Here is an 18969-nt window from a genome sequence, read left to right as displayed (position 1 = left end):
TTCACTGAATAACAACGTCTTTTTCGGGGGAGAACAAGATGAAACGCCTCACCACAGCCACGCTGCTGCTGTCCCTGCTCACATTTTCAGCCGCCCAGGCCGGCGTCGTCGCATTCGACATGGTCAACAGCGACAGTCAGAACCTGATCAGCCATACCAACGCATGGGAGAATGCTTTTTCCAGCGCTGGCGACGGCTTCCAGAAATACCAGCGCGGTGTTTCGCCGACTATCCCATTTGCCGTCCTGGACGATTCCATATCCGTTTTTCCGCCGGATACGCTCGGCATTATTGATGAAACCAACACCGATGTGTTCTTCGGCGCCACGGACACCGTAAATGGCGACAGCCCGGGACTGGTCAGCGCCAACTGGCTGTTTGATGTCAGCGGCATCACGGACCTGTCCGTTTCCATCGACATTGGCGCAATGGGCGATTTCGAGACCTCGGATTTCTTCGAGTGGACCTACTCGATTGACGGCGGCGCAACGATGTCGCTGTTCAGCAGCACGGTCGATAACGACGGCAGCCAGGTCTACACCATGGCGGGTGGCGCGGTAGTCCCCCTGAATGACCCGATGTTGCTCAATGGCGTACTGCTGAGCAATATCCTGCAAACTTTTACGGCGAACATCGCCGGCACCGGGTCGGAGCTGCTGCTCACGCTGACCGTGGAAACCAATGGCGGCAGCGAGGGGATGGTGTTCCAGAACCTGGTCGTCAACTCCGAGCCGGGCATGCTCCTGCTGCTGGGTGCCGGCCTTCTGGGGCTCGGCTTCGCCCGGCGCCGCGCCTGATACTAAAAAAACTTTTATTTGGGAGAGCGTGACATGTTACGTCGCCTGATCGTGCCCGCAATTTGTGGCGGGATGACAATGGGATCGGCACAGGCCGACCTGAGAATTACCGAGTACATCGAGGGCAGCAGCAACAACAAGGCGCTGGAGATTTACAATGACACAGGCGCCCCGGTTGACTTGAGCGGCTACGAGGTACGGATATATTTCAACGGCAGCACCACACCGGGCAACACCATCGTGCTCAGCGGAACAGTTGCCGATGACGATGTCTTTGTGCTCGCAAACGCTTCGGCAGACTCTGCCATACTCATTGCCGCCGACCAGACCGATAGCATGAGCTGGTACAACGGCGACGATGCGGTACAGCTCACCGACGCTTCCGGCAGCTCGATAGACATCATTGGCCAGATCGGCGTCGATCCGGGCAGTTTCTGGGGCAGCGGATCGATTACGACGCAGAATGACACGCTGCGACGCAGGGAAAGCGTCACCGCCGGTGATACCAACGGCGGCGATACCTTTGATCCCGCCACCGAGTGGGACGGCTTCGATATCAACACTTTCAACGGGCTCGGTTTTTACCCTGGCACCGGCACCGGTGCGCCAACACCGCTGGCGATCTACCAGATCCAGGGCGCCGGCCATGACTCGCCGGTCGCCGGTATGCCGGTAATCACCACCGGTATCGTTACGGCTGTCGATTCAAACGGCTTTTACCTGCAGGACCCGCTCGGTGACGGCGATACCGATACCTCCGACGGCATCTTTGTCTTCACCGGCACGGTACCGACCGTGGCAGCCGGCGACGATGTAGAAGTCACCGGATCAGTCACCGAATTTATTCCCGGCGGAGTTTCGACAGGAAACCTGGGTATTACCGAGATCACCAACCCGACCGTGGTAATCAACAGCAGCGGCAGCGCCCTGCCGGCAGCCGCCATTATCGGCAGCAGCGGCCGTATGCCGCCAACGGAGATTATCGACAACGACGGGTTTGCTGTTTTTGACCCGGCCGAGGACGGCATCGATTTTTACGAAACGTTCGAAGGCATGCGCGTTACCGTGCAGGATGCTATCGCCGCCAGCGTGACCAACCGCTTCGGCGAAACAGTGGTGCTGAACAACGGCGGCATTTTTGCCACCGGCCTCAACAGCCGCGGCGGCATTACCCTGACCGAAAACGACTTCAACCCCGAGCGCATCCAGCTGCAATACGATAACGACCTGCTGCCGGGCTTTGCTCCGCCCATCACCCCGGGTGACCTTCTGGGTGACGCAACCGGGGTAGTCACCTATGGCTTCGGCAATTTTGAAGTACGCCTGACGGACGGCTTCAAACAGAACGCTTTCGGCCTGGCCCCGGAGGTTACTACGCTGCAGGGCGATGCCGGACGGCTGACGGTGGCAACGCACAATGTGCTGAACCTCGAGGTGAACCCCGCTGACGACGATGATGATGTCGGCAGCGGACGTTTCGCGGCGCTGGCCGAACAGATCGTTAGTAACATGCAGGCCCCGGACATCATCGGGCTGCAGGAAATCCAGGACAACGACGGTTCTTTTGACACCGGCGTGGTCGCGGCCGACCAGACCTATCAGCAGTTAATTAATGACATCGGCGCGGCTGGCGGGCCAACCTACGACTGGATCGACATACCGCCGATGAACAACCAGGACGGCGGCCAGCCGGGCGGCAATATTCGCAACGGGTACCTTTACAACCCGGCGCGTGTGAGCCTTGTTACTGTTGCCCGTGTACTGGACCCCAATCTGGGTGATGGCGATGCGTTTGCCAGCAGTCGCAAGCCGCTGTACGCGGAATTCGACTTCAACGGCAACCGCGTGCATATCATCAACGTGCACTTTCGCTCCAAGGGCGGCGGCACGCCGGTATTCGGCGCGGTGCAGCCACCGATCAATGGCGGCGTTGAGGAGCGTGGCGACCAGGCGCAGGTGGTCAACGACTTTGTCGATTCACTGATCGCTGACGGCGGTGACCAGGTTATCGTGCTGGGTGATGTCAATGAGTGGACCTTCGAAACGCCGCTGCAGATTTTAAAAGGCGACCCCGCACCGGTGCTGCAGAATCTCACCGAAACGCTGCCAGCGGTTGAAGGTTTCACCTTTGTTTTTGACGGAAATGCCTCGCCGCTCGACCACATACTTGTGAGTAACACGCTGGCGGCTGGCGCCGAATACGATATTGTGCATGCCAACGTCGAGTTCCCCTCGCCGGCAACCGATCATGAGCCTTCCATCGCGCGGCTGAGCTTTGCGGCCGATGTCGATAATGACGGTGTGCTGGATTCTGCTGACAACTGCACCGAGGTAGCTAACGCCGACCAGCGTGACACCGATGGCGACAACATTGGCAACGCCTGCGATGCCGATGTTGCACAACCGAATAATTGCCAGGTGGACCTGCAGGATCTCGCAATCTACCGGCAAAACTTCCTGCTGGCCGGCGATCTCGATACGGACAATAACGGCGACGGCACCACCGACCTGACTGACCTGGCGATCGTGCGCACCTTCTTTCTCCTTTCGCCCGGGCCAAGTGCTGCTGGCTGCAATTGAGGAGATGCACGGCATCCCTTAACCAGCTTCTGCAGCAGAGCATTGACAAGTGGCCGCCAGTGTCTGCTGGCGGCCATTTTTTTATCATCACAGGTGCGGACTTGCATTGGAGGCAGGCATGCCGAAAGCCGTTAATTGATCAAACAGCCCGGACGACGACATTGGGGGAACAGGTGCATTACCGAGTGCCGGGATATCGGCCAACACACAGCGGCGAACTCATCGCCGCCCGCCTGACGGCTCATAACACCGAAGACGTCGCAATTGCTGCTCGCAAAAGCTCTTGGCTTCCAACCGCGTCATGAAACTGAATACTGGCTGGCTACGGATGCTGAGCTGACGCAAAACAACGACGTTGTGACGCATCCCGGTTAGGCCGCTAGCTCAGAACTCTATTCGGCTTCCATCCCACGCAAACACATAGCCGGTATCAGCTGCGGTGAGCCCGTCAATCACGTTTATCAACTGGGCGGCGGCTCGTCGGGGCGTAAACAGGCGCTCTTCCGGCACACGGCTGGTGAATGGGGCCGACAGGCCGCTGGCCACGGTACCGGGATGCAGCCCGACCACTACAGAGTCAGCCGCGCGCCGGGTTTGCTCGATTGCCAGCGTGCGCAGCAGCATGTTCAAGGCGGCTTTTGACATGCGGTACGAAGCCCAGCCACCCAGACGGTTGTCGCCGATACTGCCTACCCGGGCCGACAGCGCAGCGAATACTGCCTTGCGATCACGCCGCAGCAGCGGCAGGAAGTGGCGCGCGATCAGCGCGGGGCCGACGGTGTTGATGGCAAAAACCTCCTGCATCGTCGCTGCGTCCAGATCACGCATTGATTTTTCGGGCTGCAGCCGCTCGCCATCGTGCAGGATGCCGCTGGCGACAATAACCAGGTCCAGCGATTGCGGCGCGACAGTTTCAGCAGCCGCGGCAATGGTGGCCTCATCGCGCAGGTCAAATTCGGCCGCCGTAACCCGGTCCGCAACAGCTTTCAGCGGCGTGCGGTTAAAGGCATAAATTTGCCCGACGTTCGGGTTATCATGCAGCTGCCGCAGAAATTCCGCGCCAATACCGCCGCCGGCGCCAAACAGCGCGACGGTGGCGGGTGCAGCAAAACTTGTTAAGTTTTCAGACATAAAAAAAGGCGGCCGCCGTAACGGCCACCAAAAGCAGAGAACAAAGTTTAGTTTGGCAGGATCACGTTATCGATGACGTGGATAATACCGTTACTGGCTTTAATGTCAGCCGCAATCACCGTGGCATTGTCAATCCTGACGCGGTCACCGTCGACCGCGATATCAATTGCGGCACCATTTACAGTCGTAGCGCGATCGAGCGTCACCACATCGTCGGAATAAACCTTACCCGGCACGACATGATAGGTCAGGATGGCAGTAAGTTTGTCGCGATTTTCCGGCTGCAGCAATTCCTCAACGGTACCCTGCGGCAATTTTGCAAACGCAGCATCGGTCGGGGCAAAGACCGTGAAAGGCCCATCGCCTTTCAAAGTATCAACCAGACCGGCCGCGGTGAGCGCGGCTGCCAGAGTCTCGAACTGACCCGCAGCTACAGCCGTATCGACAATATCGGCCCGCGTTTCTTTAACACTCTTGCCGTAGTTGCCGGCCATAGCTACCGAACCAAAGGCGACTGCCAGCACCAGGGCTACCTGGGCACCGACCATGAACAACAGGGGATGATATTTTGGCTTACGCATGTGAACTCCTCAATTTGAATGAGCAGTTACAATAACAAGCAAGCCTGAGGAAGTGGTTTCGCCGCAGTTCGTATTTGTATCGATTCTTTTCGCGGCGTAAAAGAAACGCAATATTTATTTGACAGGAGTTGTACAGCGCTCGAGAAACTCTTCAGCCGCAGGAAATATTCGCTCTCGTCGTTCGTCGGATAATCGATCAAGCGCACGCGGCATCACGGCAAGTCGCGGATTACCGGCGAAAAAATCGCGATGCTTTGCAATAAAGCGCCAATACAGGCCATCTACGACGTCACACCATTCACCTTTTTTATAGTCACTCATCTTCAGCAGGTAATTCGACCCGCAGATGTATGGCTTTGTCGCAAAGATACCGCCATCACTGAACAATCCCATGCCATAAACGTTGGGACCCATAACCCATTCGGAGGAGTCGATGAACATCTCCATAAACCAGCGGTGTGCCACCGCGGGTTGTATCTCGCACAGCGTCATCAGGTTACCCACTACCATCAACCTTTCAATATGATGCAGCCAGCCAAGACGCTGGGCGGTATCGATGGCATGGTCCAGCGGCACGATGCCGGTTGTGGCCTGGTACCAGTCTTCGGTCAGCTCACGTTCGTGGCCCCAGAAATTCTCGTTCTCCTGCTGCTCGCTGTACTGCCGGTAGACGCCACGTATGAATTCGCGCCAGCCGATAACCTGGCGCACCAGCCCTTCCACGCTCTGCAGTGGCACGTCGTTACCGTCCGCATGACGCAGGACGGCATCGATGAAATCGTCCGGGGTTAGCAGCCCAAGGTTGAGCGCCGGGCTCAGCAGGCTGTGAAAAACGCTGTTCGAACGCTGCGAAATAGCGTCTTCGTATGGCCCGAAGTCAGCCAGCCGTTGCGCCAGAAACTCGTCCAGCCAGGCCTGCACCTGTGCACGGGTCGTGGGCCACCAGAAGTCCGCGGCATTGCCCGGATGGTCGGCAAAGTGCGTTTCGGTCAACTCGATAACTGCCGTCACATGCGCGGCCGGTTCGGGCGCCGTCACGGCAGGTGGCTCCACGGCGCGCGGCAGCTTGCGACGATTGTCAGCGTCGAAAGACCACTTGCCCCCCTGCGGCTCGCCATTCTCGTCCAGCAATAAACCCAGCCGCTGGCGCTCGCGGCGATAAAAATCAGCCATGCGCAGTGTCTTGCTCGAATCGGCAAATTCTGCAAATGACTTGCGACTGCACAGGAACATCGGGCTTTCCAGCTCTGTACGCTTAATCCCGTTTTCGCTGCAGAAGTCGATGATACGTCGCTCGAAGGGCTTGTCTTCGATCTCGAAGTGCACCAGCTCACTCACGCTTCCGTCGATGACCTGTGACAGTTTCTGCTCATAGCTGCTGTTTGGGTCGAGTTGCCGATAGATGACTTCAAAACCGGTTTCGCGCAGTTCGTCTGCATACGCCCGCATTGCCGCCAGGAACAGCACAATTTTCTGCTGGTGGTGCTCGACATAGGTGCAGAGCTCCATGTCTTCGGCCATAAACACGCTTGCGTCGGGGTACTCCGACAGGTGCTCCGGTGCAAACAGCTGGTTACCAAGCACCAGGAATAACTGGTCCGCGCCAGCCAACTCAGCTTCCCGGCTCGTATGGCAAAGTCACCACGAAACAGGCGCCGTCGGTTACGCTGCTGTCCAGCTGCAGTGAGCCACCGTGCGCTTCGGCGACGAGTTTCGCCAGATAAAGGCCCAGCCCGCTGCCACCGGTATGGCGTGTACGGGAGGGATCGCCGCGGTAGAACGGTTCACCCAGATGGGCCGCCTGGTCCGCAGTCAGCCCGGGACCATGGTCGCGCACGCGGATCTGCCACGCGTCGCCCGCCGCGGCGATGCTGATTTCCACGGCGCCATCAACCGGGCGCGTGTAGCGCAGCGCGTTGCTGACAAGGTTTTTGAGCAACAGCGTAATACGGGCCTCATCAACCGTCAGCCGCACCTCTTCCGGCACCTCCAACTCGATACGCTCACTGTCGCCGGAAAAGTAATCGTTGATCATGGCCTGCACCAGGGTCCCCGCCTCAACGCTGCTGAGCCGTAGTGCCGCGTGGCGTGCGTTAAGGCGCTCAGCTTCCAGCAGCGTTGCGATGATCTTTTCCATCTCGGCGACATCGGCGCGCAGCCCGGCAGTGTCGTCATCCTGCTCGGCCATCTCCAGCGCGAGATTCAGGCGCGACAACGGCGAACGCAGCTCGTGACTGATGCCCAGCAACAGCTGCCGCTTGGCATCGAGCATGCCTTCCACGTCGCCCGCCATTGTGTTTATGTCACCGGCCAGATCACCCAGCTCGTCTGCGCGCCCAGCCTCGATGCGATGCCTGAAATTGCCGCGGCCTATCTCGGCGGCGCCGGCGCGGATGGCATCGATCGGCTTGAACAACCAGCGTACTGCCAGGTAGGTGAGCGCTACCAGCAACAGACCAAACCCCATAATTATCGGCGTCAGGCGTCGCTCCACTGCCGGCTCGGCAATTTTTGGCGACGAGACGATGATTGCGTACGGCGCCTGCTCGATCCTCAGGAAGCCATGTGCAGAATGCGTAGCGAACTGCACGCCGTCGAGGTCGCGCAGAAAGGCCCCTGCCTCGCTGCTGACGTTCTGGCTGCCGGCGAAATCCAGCTCTGCAGCTAGCGGAAAGTCCGGATCCGAAGCCCAGTCCAGACCCGGGCCGATGAGGCGAATATCGACCGGCACACGCCGGGTGATCGCCAGGGCATTGTCGATGCTGGGCGGATTACCGATATCGCGGCGAACGTAGTCCACGTGCAGTGACAGATGCGCGCTGACCAGTTCGCGCAGCTGGTCGGTCGTGTAAACCCAGCGAATACCCAGCATCGCACCGTAAGCAAACAGCACCCCCATAAGGAGGAAGATTACGAGCAGGCGGAATGACAGGGATCGCGACAGGCGCGCGATCATTGAACCGGGCGGCCAACAAACACGTAGCCACGGCCCCACACTGTCTGGATGAAACGGGACGGCTTGGCGGTATCGCCTATCTTGTTACGAATCCTGCTGATCATGATATCGACCGCGCGGGTCATTATCGCGGCATCAATTCCACGCAGGTCCGAGAGAATTTCATCGCGCGACATTTTGCTGCCGCAGTTATTCGCCAGCAACGTCAGTAACTCGTATTCCATCGATGTCAGCTCAACACTCTCGCCGTCGACTTTGATGGTGCGCGAATTGGTGTCGATCTCGAGGCCCTCGAAACGTAACATGCCGTCGCCGTCGTCGGCCTGGTTTTCTACCCGTCGCAGCAGAGACTGGATACGAGCGACAAGCTCACGCGGCTCGAACGGCTTGCCGATGTAGTCGTCGGCGCCCAGTTCCAACCCGGAGACGCGATCAATGACGTCGCCGCGTGCGGTCAGCATGATAATGGGGATATTGCTGGTTTTGCGCACCTCCCGGCAGATTTCGAATCCATCTTTCCCGGGCAGCATGACATCCAGTAACAACAGATCAGGCGGCTGACCGGCAAGCTGCGCCAGGCCGCTGTCGGCCTCGGGCGCGCAGTCGAGCTCGATGCCGTAGCGCTTGAAATACTCGCGCAACAGCTGTGAGTGACGCTCGTCGTCGTCTATAAGAAGCACTCTGGTCATAGCGCGTATACTACCTGTTCAGAAGCCCGTAACACCCCCCGGATACTTTCGGATACAAATACTTACGGCGTCGAGACGATTTCCGCGGCCGCCACGCACAGAATATAGCTTCGGATAAGGGTAGGCCCGACGGGCTTCAACGGAATTCATTATGAGTCGCATTGCACAACGCGCAATAAACTGGACCGAAACAGGGTTGGTCCCCGACGCGGCAATCCGTGCGGGCATCAGGCGCCTGCTGGCGCGGCGCCTGGCCGAGGCCGATGCGAGCGACATCGAGGCTGCCGGCCATGCACTGAACGAGTTTGTGGACCAAATGCGCAGCGCGGAAGTTGCGCCGCTGCCGCAGCGCGCCAACGAGCAGCATTACGAAGTTCCTGCTTCTTTTTTTGCTGAAGCTCTCGGACGTCACGGCAAATACAGCTGCTGCTACTGGCCTGACGGAATTGACTCGCTGGACCAGGCCGAAGACGAAGCGCTGACGGTCACCTGCGAACGCGCCGCGATCGCCGACGGTATGTCCGTACTCGATCTCGGCTGTGGCTGGGGTTCGCTCAGCCTCTGGATCGCAAAGCAGCACCCGTCCAGCCGGGTTACAGCTGTGTCCAACTCCAGCAGCCAGCGCGAACACATTCAGCTTCAGGCGCAGGAGCGCGGGCTCGAAAATATTGAAGTGCTGACCTGCGATATGAACGATTTTGAAGCCCCGGGAACCTACGACCGGGTAGTGTCGGTCGAAATGTTCGAGCACATGCGTAATTACGAAGTGTTGTTCGGGCGCGTCAGCCGCTGGCTGGCACCAGACGGGTTGTTCTTCATGCATATCTTTACTCATCGGCTGTGCGCCTACACATTTGAAGATCGCGGCCCCAGCGACTGGATGAGCCGGTATTTCTTTGCCGGCGGCATCATGCCCAGCGCTGACCTGCCGCTGCGCTTTCAGCGCGACCTGCAGTTACAAAAACGCTGGAGCTGGAGTGGACGTCACTACGAAAAGACAGCGAACGCCTGGCTGCAGAACATGGACCAGCGGCGCGACCGCATAATCCCGATTTTCGAGGACGTCTATGGCAAGGACGCGGCAACCCAGTGGTTTCATCGCTGGCGCATGTTTTTTATGGCATGCGCTGAACTTTTTGGTTACTCAGGCGGGCAGGAGTGGTTTGTTTCCCATTACCTGTTTGCCAGGACGGCTTGAATGAACAAGTTTGTAATTAATTTTGTGACCTTCCAGGTTGGCTGGTTCAGCTGCGTGCTAGGTGCCGCGAACGGCTACCCACTGGTTGGCCCCGTTGTCGTTGCAGCGGTCTTGCTGCTGCACTTCAACATTGTCGATCATCCGCGCCGCGAGCTGGTGCTGATAGCGCTTGCCGGGATGATGGGTGCGGTATTCGACACCCTGCTGGTGCGATCCGACTGGCTTATCTACCCCAACGGCATGCTGATCGAGGCCACCGCGCCTTACTGGATCGTATCCATGTGGCTGCTTTTCGCCAGCACAATAAACCTGTCGATGCGCTGGATGCACGACCGCTTTGCCGCAGCTGTCCTGCTCGGAGCGATCGGCGGGCCACTGTCATACCTTGCCGGCGAACGGCTCGGCGGGCTGGTCTTTGAGGACCGGATCATGGCGCTGATTGCGTTGGCCATAGGCTGGGGCGTCGTCACCCCGCTGCTGGTCGCGCTGGGACAGCGCTTCGACGGCGTCGACGTGCAGGGCAAAGAAGTCGTGGCGCAGCATGCTTGACTGGAACGCTTATGGTTTCGCTGTCGCAGCGGTAGTAGCCGCTGCGCTGCTGGCCTGGGTCGCCAGCCTGTTTCGCAACGATGTCAGTATCGTCGATACGCTGTGGGGCCTGTTTTTTCTGCTGGCGCTGTCCGTCTACCAGTACTTCGCCGACAGCATCGGGGCGAGGGCCACGATTGTGCTGGTGCTTGTTGCTGTCTGGTCGTTGCGGCTCGCGCTTTATATCGGAGTGCGCAACCATGGCGAGCCGGAGGATGCGCGTTACCGCGCCATGCGGGAGAAAAACGACCCTGGCTTTCGCTACAAGAGCATCTACATCGTCTTTGGCCTGCAGGCCGCGCTCGCCTCGATAATCGCGCTGCCGCTGCTGGCCGCTGCACAGGGCAATGCGCCGCTTAACCTGTTCGACTATGCCGGCATCGCGCTGTGGCTCATTGGTTTCTTTTTCGAAGCGGTCGGCGACGCACAGCTCGCGCGTTTTAAATCTGACCCGAGCAACCGCGGCAAGGTGCTCGACACCGGGCTATGGCGCCTGACGCGTCATCCAAACTATTTTGGTGAAGCAACGCTGTGGTGGGGTTATTTCTGCCTGGCTGTTGCCGCCGGCGGCTGGTGGACGTTTTTCTCGCCAATAATCATGACCTTCTTTCTGCTCAAGGTCTCCGGTGTTGCCCTGCTGGAGAAGGGTCTCAGCGAGACCAAACCGCAGTATGCCGACTACATACGCCGGACCAACGCATTCTTTCCGGGCCCACCACAAGAAACCAACTGAATCAAAATCCTATGCGCATTGTAATCTTCCTTGTTCTGCTACTCAGCCAGGCCACTGCCGCTGCTGATACCCGCGAGTGGTTCTTTCGCGTGCTGCTCGATGGTAAGGAAATAGGCAGCCAGTTTTTCCGCGTGTGGCAGAAAGACGGCCAGACCCGGCTCGAAACCGAGGCCGAGATGCAGGTGAAAATACTGTTCGCGACCGTGTACCGGTACAGGCATCGCAACGTTGAAGCCTGGGACGGTGACTGCCTGGCCGAAATTGAGTCAGACACCAAGGCAAACCGGAAGGAATTTTCCGTTCGTGGCGAAAAGAAGGACGGTTTCTTCCAGGTAGAGGGAAGCAACGGCGCGGAGCGCCTGCCCGCGTGCGTCATGTCCTTTGCGTACTGGAAACCGGACTTCCTGCAGCAGGACTACCTGCTCAATCAGCAGGACGGAAAATTCCTCGACATAGAGGTAGAAGGGCCCTTTGCCGAGGAGATCGAAATGGGTGACGGTACCGTGCCGGCCCTGCGCTATCACCTCAATGCCGACAAAGTTGATTTAAAACTATGGTACACGCCCGACGACGACTGGCTGGCACTGGAAAGCAAAACTGAACGCGGGAGCACGCTGCGCTATGAACCACGATAGAAAAACAGTCCGCGGCATCCTGGCGCCGTCACTGATAGCAATCACCGCACTGGCAACAACGGCCTGCAGCACTACGGGCAAGCTGGAGCCGGTCGAATACGTCGATCTCGAGCGATTTATGGGTGACTGGCACGTCATCGCCAATATTCCCACGTTTATCGAGAAAGGCGCCCACAACGCGATCGAGACGTACAGCATCAATGAAGACGGCAGCATTGATACGGTGTTCACTTTCCGCAAGGGTGGCTTCGAGGGCGAGAAGAAACGTTACAACCCGCGCGGCTTCGTGCGGGAAAACACCGGCAATGCGGTTTGGGGTATGCAGTTTATCTGGCCGATAAAGGCTGACTACCGCATTGTCTACCTGGACGAAGACTATCGCGTAACAATTATTGGCCGTAACAAGCGTGACTTCGTCTGGCTGATGGCGCGCGATCCCTCGCTCCCGGCGAATGAATATGATGATCTCGTCGAAATGATCGGGGAGATGGGTTACGACACCAGCGAGCTGCAGCGGGTGCCGCAGCAATGGTGAAGCTGCCCGGACTCCTGGCTTGCCTGCTTTTACTGAGCGGCTGTCTCGGAATGCCCGAAAATGCTGCCGCGGTGCGTGATTTCGACCTGCAGCGATACCTTGGGACCTGGTACGAAATTGCCCGCCTCGATCACCGCTTCGAGCGTGGGCTGACCGGCATACAGGCCGACTACAGCCTGCGCGATGATGGCGGCGTGCGGGTGCTCAACAGCGGTTACGATATTGCAAGCGGTGAGCGAAAGACTGCCGAAGGCAAGGCCTATTTCATTGGTGATCCAAACGTCGGCCGGATGAAGGTGTCGTTCTTTGGCCCCTTTTACGGCGCCTACAACATCATCGAACTGGATCCGGATTACCGCTACGCGATGATCATCGGCCCGGACACTGATTACCTTTGGATCCTGGCGCGAGAGCCGCAGCTCGACCCGGCGATCCTGCAGCGGCTAATCGACAAGGCTGCAGCCCTCGGGGCCGCTACTGACGAACTGATCTTTCCCGCCCACGAGACAACTTAGCCGCGCGGTATTTTTGCGTCGTAATCAAGACGCTCCTTCGCTACCCGCTCGATGGTGCTGCGTACCTGCGGGTTGTCATCGAGGAACTGACGGAAATCCTGCACCCACAGGATCAGCAGGTCACAGAAGCCCTTGGCAGTGACATCAGCGTTGCGCGGGCTGTCTTTCAGCAGCGCCAGTTCTCCAAAGAAGTCACCACTGCCGAGCTGAATTTTCTCTGCATCCAGGTCCACCACTGCAGCGCCACTGGAAATAAAATACATGGCATCGCCGGGATCGCCCCTGGCAACAATTCGCTCGCCCGGTATGGCAAGCCGCGGCTTGAGCATGCGCGCCAATTCGCTGGTGCGATCGGATGGTAAATCGGCAAGAAACGGGACCTTGCGAATAAGGTTTTCCGGCTCGAGTCCCAGCTCCAGCTGCGGCCGGCGATCGAGCCTGGCAAGTCGCTGTTTCAGTGACTTCGTCAGGTCGCCATAAACTTCCTTGCCAATTAACGAATGGCGTTTCATCTGCTGATAGCTGGCGCGCTCCAGCCGCACGGCCAGTAACCCGAGACGCCGCTCCTGCAGCTGGCTGGCATAGTCCGGGTACTGCAATGCGAGCGCGTCCATCGCCTCGCCGCTCATATCATGGCGCTGCTGCAGGATCTCACGCAGGCGTTGCATCGCGCTTTCCGGCACCACAGCTGTCAGCTGCGCCAGCCCGTTGTCGAGCTGTTTGCGCAACTGGGTGTGCATGGCGAGCAACACCTCGAAACGGTCGGCCAGCTGGGCGGCCAGCGCGGCCGAAATGCCAATTCGGCGCTGGATCCAGAGCGCCAGGCGAAAACGCCAGTCGAAAGAAAGGCCTCGTTCGACGCTCGCCTGATAACCGGCGAGACCATGCGCCTTGAGCGCATCGAGATTGTCGTTGGAACGTGCCAGCAGCAAGCGGGCTATCTTGGGAGCGACCAGCCGATCGGCAAACAGCTTGAAATAGCCATTACTTTCCTGGGTGCCGAGGGCCGTCAGCCCGATGCGCAGCCAGTCGTCATCGGTAATTCCCTGCAGCTTGCTGATTTTGTCGCGCGTCCGCTGTGCACGCGCATCGTATTGCTCGATTACAGCATTGGCCAGCGTCGCATCGAGTTGTTCGTCTTTGGCTGTTTGCTCGATGCGGTCGCCGATACCCGCCAGCGCCGTGGCCAGCGCACGATTTCGGATTGCGAGGTCCGCCGCCGACAGTTTATCCAGGCCAAACGCCCGCATCACGACGCCTATGGTGGTGGCATTCACGAACAGCGTGAACAGCACGAAACCGGTCACCAACACGCCGATAAAGCTGCGGATCTCCGGATCGAAGGTGTGGTTTTCCATCACGGCCAGGGCCAGCGCAAGTGATACCGCTCCGCGCAGACCACCCCAGAACATTACGCTGCGGTAACCGATGCCCACTTTTTGTGCCAATCCGGTACGGGCAAACATCGGCAGCAGTCCAAAAATAATAAAGGCCCGGGCGACGAAAGCAGCCACGAGCAGTACGACAAGCAATGAAGCCTCACGCATGCCAAAGCCGGCCAGGATCACCGGCACCGCGAGGCCTACCAGCACAAAGATCACCGAGTTGGCCCAGAAACCGATCTGCTCCCAGGTCTCGGTAAGCGCATCCCAGGTGCGCGGGACAATAGTTGTGCGACCGGTCGAGCCGATAACCAGTGCCGCCGTTACGACGGCCATGACGCCGGAAACATGCAGGTAATGTTCGGCCAGTATGAACGACAGGTAGGCCAGGCTGATGGTCACCGTCACCTCGGCAACAGTCTGCCCGGCCAACAGCCGCAAAACCTGGCAACAAAGCTGCGCGCTGAGGTAGCCAACGACGATGCCGCCGACAAATACGATCAGAAAATCGGCCATCCCGGAGACAACCCCGGCCTGGGCAGTGCCGGCAAGCATGGCCGACAGAATCGTAAAAGCGACGATCGCCGTGGCATCGTTGAACAGGCTCTCGCCCTCAACCAGGATCGCCAGACGCTTTGGCGCGCCAAGGTCTTTGAATATTGCAACCACCGCAACCGGATCTGTTGCCGAAACGATCGCTCCCAGCAACAGGCAAACCACCAGGCCCATTCCGGATGTCCAGTGAATGGTGTAGCCAATTGCAAAAGTCGAAATCAGCAAACCGACTATGGCCAGCAGCAGAATCGGCGCGATATCGTCCATCAGGCGTCGAACGTCGATCGACAACGCTGATTCGAAGACCAGCGCCGGCAGGAAGATGAAAAACACCGCCTCGGAGGTGATCTCGAATTCGTGCAGCGCCGTGAAAAAATCGCCAACGGGTCCGGGCATCGACGCGATGCCCAGCAACGACAGGATCAGCCCGAGCCCCAGCCCGACCAGCGCCAGCAGCACCGTGTAAGGAAAATTGAGCCTGTTTGCGGCAGGCAGCATCAGCACTGCCAGGCCGAGCAGGCCGGTCAGCCCGAGAACCGAGATATACAGATGTGCTTCCAGCCGGTCTTTTCCTTTTCCGGCCAGACATGCGCCGGATCGAGCCCCGATTTTTTTACAGGATAGCTGTCATCGCGGGGTTTTTATTGTGCAACGCAACGAGCGATGCCGTTGCTGCCGGTTTCACACTGACCCTTCGGACGTATCTACTCGACTATTTCAAAGGTGATCCGTTGCCGTCCGCGGCTGGCCACGGGTTTCCCGTCAACCACGCGCGGTTTGAATTTCCACCGCACAATGGCGTTGATTGCGCTGTTGTTAAAAACATTGGGCGGTTCCGCGGCAAGCACCACGGGGTCTTCCACCGTCCCGTCGGCAGCAATGGTGAATTCCACGTTGACCCAGCCCTCGACACCCCTGTGCGCAGCGTGCCGCGGATAACGCGGGCTGACCTGCACCAGCGGGACCAGGTCACCGTCATACAGCGGTATGCCAGGCGTCGCCTCAGTATAGGAGCCCAGGTATGGTCCCACGCCACCGGCAACCGGTATGTTGATTTCGGGCATTTCGATCTGCACCGGCAATTGCGCAACATTTGTCGTCGGCGCAGACCGGATCCGATCGACAGCGGGCGGCGCTTTTGGTGGTGGCTGCTTCTGTGGAAGCTGGCGCTTTTTTGTAAATACACGCTCTTCGGGCAGGGCGCGAATAAACTCCAGCCTTGTGGTCTCGCCCCGGTCCAGCTGCTGCAGGTGTGCGTCGGAAATCAGCGCATTGCTGAAGGCGAACAGCGCCAGTGCCAGCAGTGCGCCGAGCACCGGCGCGATTACCAGGCGCATGATTCACCCTGTTGGCGCAACGAATTCGTGCTGCAAGCGGTCATCAGGATATGTTACCGCCGGAAGCCGGTCACCGGTAATTGGCGGCGAAACCGGCCGGATTCCGGAAGCCGGAAACCGGGCGGGACACACTGCCCCGCCCGGCTGGCATCAACGTCAGTTGTTGATTCTGCTGGCCCAGCGATCGGCCACGGTCTTGGCCGCATCGCGACCGCCCAGGCCAAACGCCAGCGCAGCTGCTACAGCGGCACTGCCGATAGTAAAGCCAAACGCCATGTTGACGATATTGTCCGCCAGCCCCATGGACTTCAGGCCCATTGCCAGCACCAGCCCGAGTATCGCAATCCGCGCGATGTTGGCGATGCCCTGATTGCCGCTTGCCGACAGTTTCTTGTAAGCCAGCGAGCCGAGGAAGTTACCGATAATCAGTATCACACCACCAATCAGGATTCCGCCGCCAAATTCGAGCACCCGGGCAAACACCTCGGAAATCACGTCGATCTGCAGGATATTGACCGCTGCTGTCGCCGCAGCAAGCATGGAAAAGAACATCACCGTCATTCCAACCAGCCTGGTCGGCGTGAAGGAGTCTGAAAAAAGCGCCTGCGCGCCGAGTTTTTCCGGCAGAGCATTGACATTCATGCCTTCGAGCAAGCTGCTCAGCACGAAAATCACGAATTTGGCCACCAGGTAAACAACCAGCAGCACGATACCGGCGCCCACAATATTGGGCACGGCAGCCATCAACTTGCCGATCATTGCTGACGCCGGGTCCGAGATTGCCGGAATATTCAATACACCTAGCGCCGAGACGATAATCGGCAACAGGATGATGGCAAAAACGAAAGCGCTGCCGAACTTCGACACTTTCAGTTCGTCATTACCGGTGCGTGCAGCCAGCTGATCGTCTACTTTGCCCAGCGCCATACCCGCCAGCTGCGAGACGATCTTGGCTATCACCCAGCCGGCGTAGGTTATGACTCCGGCACCAATAATGTTGGGTATCGCGGCCAAGAACTTGGTGATCATGTCTTTAAGCGGATCGAGCACGCCGGTCAGGCCAAAGAACTCCAGCACCACCATCAGTACAAAAATTGTCAGTACTGCCTTGACCAAAGCGGCGACGGGCGACACCAGGTCCGTTACCGATCCATCGGCATTAGTACGATGCATGAAATCGACTTTCCGCAACACGCGCCGGAAGATTCCCACGATGATCTTCACGACGAACAGGCCGATGATGAGTATTGCCAGGCCAGTCAGGGCCTTGCCCAGCGCCGTCGATCCGGCGGGACCGAGAAAGCCTGTGAGTTGTTCAATATATTGGTTCATTTGGATGCTCCCCATTGCATAGCTGGCTGAATACTAGACGCCAGGTGCCACCAGGGATGCTTTCGTAACAGTTGTTTTTAGGTATGACGCACTGTGCTGCCTGGATGCTGCAGTGCAATCCGGCCCGGTGAAGCGCTGTTGCGCTGACTATACTCCGGCCACAACCTTTCAATCGAATGCATGGGGGACTCATGAAAAAACTGATATTCGCGCTGGCAATCCTGCTGCCCGTGGCCGCCTGGGCGGACAGCCACGAAAGCGACGTGTACATCTACGCAACCTATATGTACTGCGATACCTCTATGGAGGAGGCAGCCGATGCCACCTTCGACAAATACTTCAGACCCGAATTCGACAACAGCATGAAATCGGGCGATTTCACCGGCTGGGGGTATCTCAAACACATCGCCGGAGGTAAATGGCGCCGGCTGATCTACCGCATGGGACCGGGCGTGGTGGAAGTGCTGAATGCCTCCAAAAAACAGGGCGATGCCGTGGACAAGAAGCTGCGCCCGCGTGATGACAACCTTGGCAAGGCCTGCAAATCGCACGATGACTATATCTGGAAGAGCGAGCTGGGCAACGTAACCGAGCAACGAGGGAAAGTCGGCCTCTCCGTTTACTTCGTCTGCGACATGAACGGCGAATCGCGGGCCGATGAACTGGTCGAAAAGGAGTTTGGCCCGGCCTACGATGCGCACCTCGGCCCGGGCAAGCTGTCGTCATGGGGCTGGCTGAGCCATGTTGTCGGTGGCAAATACCGCCGCCTGCTGACCACCAGCGCGGAAAGCCTCGAGGACCTGTTTGCAGCACGCGCCGAACTGCTGGGCGGCTTCGCCGGCTCGTCGGCGGGCCGTGAGTTCAGCTCGATCTGCGGTATGCACAGCGACTACATCTGGGAAATTGCGGCGGAGGGCCGCTAGCTAAAAGCGCCCGGCCGCGCCGCGGCCGGGCGTCAACTCAGCGGAAGATGACCGTACGGTTCTGGTGCACCAGCACCTTGCGCTGGATGTGCCACCAGACCGCGCGCGACAGCACCACTTTTTCGAGGTCCTTGCCGCGTCGTACGTAGTCGGCGATCGATTCCTTGTGCGAAACGTGAATAACGTCCTGCTCGATGATCGGCCCCTGGTCGAGCTCCGGGGTTGCATAGTGCGCCGTGGCGCCAATGATCTTCACGCCGCGCCGGTGCGCCTGGTGGTAGGGCCTGGCCCCGGCAAACGCGGGCAGGAACGAGTGATGAATATTGATGACGCGGTTCGGGTAAGCGCCACAGAAATCCTCGCTCAGGACCTGCATGTATTTGGCCAGGACGATGGTATCGATACCGGCGTCAGCGAGTAGCGCCAGTTGCTGCTTTTCAACCTGCGGTTTGCTATCTGCGCTCAGCGCAAAGTGATGAAACGGGATACCGAAGCGTTGTGC

At 58.7% G+C, this 18969-nt stretch carries 17 protein-coding genes and 1 pseudogene; 9 read left to right on the top strand and 9 right to left on the bottom strand.

Annotated features, from left to right (window positions below; translation table 11 throughout):
• Positions 1 to 38: 38 nt before the first annotated feature.
• Positions 39 to 797, top strand: coding sequence for a hypothetical protein (locus tag HKN06_08285; protein ID NNF61312.1), 759 nt, complete (start codon positions 39 to 41; stop codon positions 795 to 797).
• A gap of 33 nt (positions 798 to 830) precedes the next feature.
• Positions 831 to 3377, top strand: coding sequence for a hypothetical protein (locus HKN06_08280; GenBank protein NNF61311.1), 2547 nt, complete (start codon positions 831 to 833; stop codon positions 3375 to 3377).
• Positions 3378 to 3761: 384 nt separating this feature from the next.
• Here HKN06_08280 and HKN06_08275 read toward each other — a convergent pair whose 3' ends face one another.
• The 5 genes and pseudogenes from HKN06_08275 to HKN06_08255 all read right to left on the bottom strand — a co-directional run bounded on the left by HKN06_08275 (position 3762) and on the right by HKN06_08255 (position 8734).
• Positions 3762 to 4508, bottom strand: a complete 747-nt coding sequence (locus HKN06_08275; protein NNF61310.1) for an SDR family NAD(P)-dependent oxidoreductase — start codon at positions 4506 to 4508, stop codon at positions 3762 to 3764.
• Between the two features lie 47 nt (positions 4509 to 4555).
• Complete coding sequence (locus HKN06_08270; GenBank protein NNF61309.1) at positions 4556 to 5002, bottom strand: fasciclin domain-containing protein; 447 nt, start codon at positions 5000 to 5002, stop codon at positions 4556 to 4558.
• Between the two features lie 201 nt (positions 5003 to 5203).
• Positions 5204 to 6682, bottom strand: a pseudogene (locus HKN06_08265) (cryptochrome/photolyase family protein).
• Between the two features lie 19 nt (positions 6683 to 6701).
• The gene (locus HKN06_08260; GenBank protein NNF61308.1) at positions 6702 to 8045 is read right to left on the bottom strand and encodes a HAMP domain-containing protein; all 1344 of its coding nucleotides are present in this window, start codon (positions 8043 to 8045) and stop codon (positions 6702 to 6704) included.
• A complete protein-coding gene (locus tag HKN06_08255) occupies positions 8042 to 8734 on the bottom strand; it encodes a response regulator transcription factor (GenBank protein ID NNF61307.1) in 693 nt (230 codons plus the stop codon). The genes HKN06_08260 and HKN06_08255 overlap by 4 nt, the downstream gene beginning before the upstream one ends.
• Before the next feature lie 151 nt (positions 8735 to 8885).
• On the opposite strand from HKN06_08255, the gene HKN06_08250 reads away from it, so the two are divergent.
• Genes HKN06_08250 through HKN06_08225 form a run of 6 tightly spaced genes read left to right on the top strand, consistent with a single transcriptional unit; the run spans position 8886 to position 12938 of the window.
• Complete coding sequence (locus tag HKN06_08250; GenBank protein ID NNF61306.1) at positions 8886 to 9932, top strand: class I SAM-dependent methyltransferase; 1047 nt, start codon at positions 8886 to 8888, stop codon at positions 9930 to 9932.
• A complete protein-coding gene (locus HKN06_08245) occupies positions 9933 to 10481 on the top strand; it encodes a DUF2878 domain-containing protein (GenBank protein ID NNF61305.1) in 549 nt (182 codons plus the stop codon).
• Positions 10474 to 11253: a DUF1295 domain-containing protein gene (locus tag HKN06_08240; GenBank protein ID NNF61304.1), complete on the top strand. Its 780-nt coding sequence runs from the start codon at positions 10474 to 10476 to the stop codon at positions 11251 to 11253. Before HKN06_08245 ends, HKN06_08240 begins: the two co-directional genes overlap by 8 nt.
• A gap of 11 nt (positions 11254 to 11264) precedes the next feature.
• Positions 11265 to 11888 (top strand): hypothetical protein, encoded by a 624-nt coding sequence (locus tag HKN06_08235; GenBank protein NNF61303.1) that lies wholly within the window; start codon positions 11265 to 11267, stop codon positions 11886 to 11888.
• The gene (locus HKN06_08230; protein NNF61302.1) at positions 11875 to 12423 is read left to right on the top strand and encodes a lipocalin family protein; all 549 of its coding nucleotides are present in this window, start codon (positions 11875 to 11877) and stop codon (positions 12421 to 12423) included. The genes HKN06_08235 and HKN06_08230 overlap by 14 nt, the downstream gene beginning before the upstream one ends.
• A complete protein-coding gene (locus tag HKN06_08225) occupies positions 12417 to 12938 on the top strand; it encodes a lipocalin (protein NNF61301.1) in 522 nt (173 codons plus the stop codon). Before HKN06_08230 ends, HKN06_08225 begins: the two co-directional genes overlap by 7 nt.
• On the opposite strand, the gene HKN06_08220 is transcribed toward HKN06_08225, so the two are convergent.
• The 3 genes from HKN06_08220 to HKN06_08210 form a co-directional block, all read right to left on the bottom strand.
• The gene (locus tag HKN06_08220) at positions 12935 to 15373 is read right to left on the bottom strand and encodes a cyclic nucleotide-binding domain-containing protein (GenBank protein ID NNF61300.1); all 2439 of its coding nucleotides are present in this window, start codon (positions 15371 to 15373) and stop codon (positions 12935 to 12937) included. The genes HKN06_08225 and HKN06_08220 overlap by 4 nt on opposite strands.
• A 206-nt stretch (positions 15374 to 15579) precedes the next feature.
• Positions 15580 to 16212, bottom strand: a complete 633-nt coding sequence (locus HKN06_08215) for an energy transducer TonB (GenBank protein NNF61299.1) — start codon at positions 16210 to 16212, stop codon at positions 15580 to 15582.
• A gap of 156 nt (positions 16213 to 16368) precedes the next feature.
• Positions 16369 to 17544 carry a mechanosensitive ion channel gene (locus HKN06_08210; GenBank protein ID NNF61298.1) on the bottom strand — a complete coding sequence of 392 codons (1176 nt, stop codon included), beginning with the start codon at positions 17542 to 17544 and terminating at the stop codon, positions 16369 to 16371.
• A gap of 191 nt (positions 17545 to 17735) precedes the next feature.
• Here HKN06_08210 and HKN06_08205 point away from each other — a divergent pair, with 191 nt between their 5' ends.
• Positions 17736 to 18467, top strand: coding sequence for a hypothetical protein (locus HKN06_08205; protein ID NNF61297.1), 732 nt, complete (start codon positions 17736 to 17738; stop codon positions 18465 to 18467).
• Positions 18468 to 18504: 37 nt separating this feature from the next.
• Here the strand turns inward: HKN06_08205 and HKN06_08200 are convergent.
• The coding region (locus HKN06_08200; protein ID NNF61296.1) for a formyltetrahydrofolate deformylase at positions 18505 to 18969 on the bottom strand (465 nt) is incomplete at its 5' end.

It is taken from the genome of Gammaproteobacteria bacterium (assembly GCA_013003425.1).
Classification (GTDB): domain Bacteria; phylum Pseudomonadota; class Gammaproteobacteria; order Steroidobacterales; family JABDKV01; genus JABDJB01.
This window is presented reverse-complemented; position numbering and strand designations above follow the sequence as displayed.